Origin of the sequence: Polaromonas sp., assembly GCF_041689105.1 — a bacterium.
In the GTDB taxonomy this organism is placed as follows: Bacteria; Pseudomonadota; Gammaproteobacteria; order Burkholderiales; family Burkholderiaceae_C; genus Polaromonas.
This window is the reverse complement of record NZ_JBDNGU010000235.1, coordinates 1-2,485: the sequence shown is the minus strand read 5'-3', so window position 1 is coordinate 2,485 and position 2,485 is coordinate 1. Positions and strand designations below refer to the sequence as shown.

Here is a 2,485-nt window from a genome sequence, read left to right as displayed (position 1 = left end):
ACGTCAAAACCCGGGATGCCGGCGCTGTGCGTGCCAAGGCGGTGTACCTGGCACTGGGCATCAACATGGACGGTGAGAAAGAACTGCTGGGCCTTTGGATCGCCCGGACTGAGGGCGCCAAGTTCTGGCTGCAGGTGGTGACTGAACTCAAGAACCGGGGCGTGCAGGATATCTTCATTGCCTGCGTGGATGGGTTGAAGGGATTCCCGAAGGGCTATCGAGGCGGTGTACCCCAAAGCCGCAGTCCAACTGTGCCTGGTGCACATGGTGCGCCACAGCCTGAACTACGTCAGCTGGAAGTTGCGCAAGGTGATCGCTGCAGACCTGAAGACTATCTATGCTGCGGCCACTGCCGATGAGGCGCAGATGCGGCTGCAGGAGTTTGATGACAAGTGGGGTCCCCACTACCCCACTATCGTGAAGTCTTGGCGCAGCAACTGGGCACGCATCACGCCGTTCTTTGATTACCCGCCGGAGATACGGCGCATCATTTACACGACCAACGCTATTGAGTCGGTGAACATGAGTCTGCGCAAGATCACCAAGAACCGGGGCTCGTTTCCCAGTGACGACGCCCTGCTGAAATTGTTCTACCTGGCTTTGGCCAACATAGCCAAGAAATGGACGATGCCGCTACGCGACTGGAAAGCTGCATTGACCCGCTTTACTATCCAGTTTGAGGAGAGAATGCCCAAGACTTAACACTCGCCCCGTTTACACAAAATTCGGGACACCCTCGACTCAAGCCTTGACTGGCGGTCTAGGGGGTACGACGAACCCGCAGCAACTCATGCAGAATCAGGCAGACAGCACCGATGGTAATGGCGCTGTTGACGCATTTTTTCAACCACCAGACGCATCACCGGGGGCAGGTCACCACGCTGCTGATGCAGGCGGGTGTGGACATCGGTGTGGCGGACCTGATCGCGCTGGTGTGAGCGCCTCGGATGGCAGGCTGATGTGCTATTAAAACAGGAGCTGCTTACGTCCGTGCAGAAAGGGCTGAAGGCCTTTTTTACTTCATAACTGGCGACATGGTGTCGGGCAGGTGGACCAGATCGGCTGCTTCGTCCATGTCGTGCAAGGTCGGGCCCAGCCACACGCGCAGGCCGAGGGCAGCCAGGCGGCGCAGCGTTTCGGCTGCAACGCCCTGCGTGCTCCACACCATGCCAGTGAAGACCTTGGGGCAAGGCGCTTTCAGGCCTATCAGCACGTAGCCACCATCGGCCACCGGCACCAGCACGGCGTCGTGGTGCCTGAGTTGCCGGGCGGCTTCGGCGATGTGGGCGGCGCTCAGTGCCGGGCAGTCGGTGCCCATCAGCAGGACCGGGCCCTGCCGCTGCGCCAAGGCGCGTTCCATCGCGCGGCCCATGCGCGCGCCGAGGTCACCTTCACCCTGATCGCTGCGCTCGACCGCCTGGGGCAGCGCCACACCTTTCCAGGCCGGGTCGGACGGCGCCGGGCTCATGCACAGTTCTACAGCCTGCGCGCCCGTCGCCAGCGCCTGGGCCAGCGTATGGCCCAACATCTGGCGCGCCAGGTCTGCAGCGCCCTCGGCACCCAAGGCCGGAATCAGCCGCGTCTTGGCTATACCGGCTTGCGGAGCCTTGGCAAAAACCACGAGGCGGGTCACAACGGCATTACCTGTACAGCTCGGCCAGATGCTCGGGCGCTGCGCCGCGCCAGTAGGCAAAACGCAGCCGCCACATCAGCAGCACGGTGCGCCAGACACCACGCGTTTCCCAGCGCCGGCCCGAGGTCAGCACTTTTGCGCGCAGACAGGCCGGGCGCGAGAGCCGGCGCAGGCGTCTGGAGATTTCAATGTCTTCCATTAGCGGCTGGGCCGGAAAGCCGCCCACGGCATCAAAAGCCGCACGCGTCATGAACATCGCCTGATCGCCGGTAGCAATGCCGCTCCAGCGTGAGCGCAGGTTCATCAGGGCCGACACCAGGCGCAGCAGCGGTGCCTGGCCGCTGATTCGGACATCGAAGCGGCCCCAGACAGCGCCGCTTGGCGTCATGGCACTGCTGATGAGGGCGTCCGCATCGGTCGGCAGCAGCGTGTCGGCATGCAGAAACAGCAGCAGCTTGCCGCGGGCCTGTTGTGCGCCGGTGTTCATTTGCAAGGCGCGACCGCGTGGCGCGTGGACCACATGCGCGCCACCGGCCAACACCAGCGCCGCCGTGGGGTCGCTGCTGCCGCCATCAACGACGATGATCTGCACGCCACGCGCGGCAAGGGGTGCCAGCGCCTGAAGCGCTGCGGCGATGCCTGCCGCCTCATTGAGCACGGGCATCACGATACTCAGGGTCGGTGGTGTCATGGTCTGGCTTGCGGTCCCCTGGGCTCAGAGATCGAGAGTTTTTCGGAAACCAACGGGGCTGGCGGCTGGGCCGAAGGTTTTGGCGATTTCATCGACACGTCGATGTGCCAAGGGGTAAATGCGTTTGATCGACGCTGAATCCGTTCTGGCGGAGCCCATTT

2 protein-coding genes and 2 pseudogenes are annotated in these 2,485 nt (G+C 63.0%); 2 read left to right on the top strand and 2 right to left on the bottom strand.

Going from position 1 to position 2,485, the window contains the following annotated elements; translation table 11 throughout:
* Both ACESMT_RS21725 and ACESMT_RS21720 read left to right on the top strand, forming a co-directional pair.
* A pseudogene (locus ACESMT_RS21725) lies at window positions 1-702 on the top strand (IS256 family transposase); the annotation flags it as partial.
* Window positions 703-824: 122 nt separating this feature from the next.
* Window positions 825-938, top strand: a pseudogene (locus ACESMT_RS21720) (DinB family protein); the annotation flags it as partial.
* Window positions 939-1,015: 77 nt separating this feature from the next.
* Here ACESMT_RS21720 and ACESMT_RS21715 read toward each other — a convergent pair.
* Window positions 1,016-1,633, bottom strand: a complete 618-nt coding sequence (locus tag ACESMT_RS21715) for a TIGR04282 family arsenosugar biosynthesis glycosyltransferase (RefSeq protein WP_372828671.1) — start codon at window positions 1,631-1,633, stop codon at window positions 1,016-1,018.
* Window positions 1,634-1,640: 7 nt separating this feature from the next.
* Window positions 1,641-2,324 carry a TIGR04283 family arsenosugar biosynthesis glycosyltransferase gene (locus ACESMT_RS21710; protein WP_372828670.1) on the bottom strand — a complete coding sequence of 228 codons (684 nt, stop codon included), beginning with the start codon at window positions 2,322-2,324 and terminating at the stop codon, window positions 1,641-1,643.
* Window positions 2,325-2,485 lie beyond the last annotated feature (161 nt).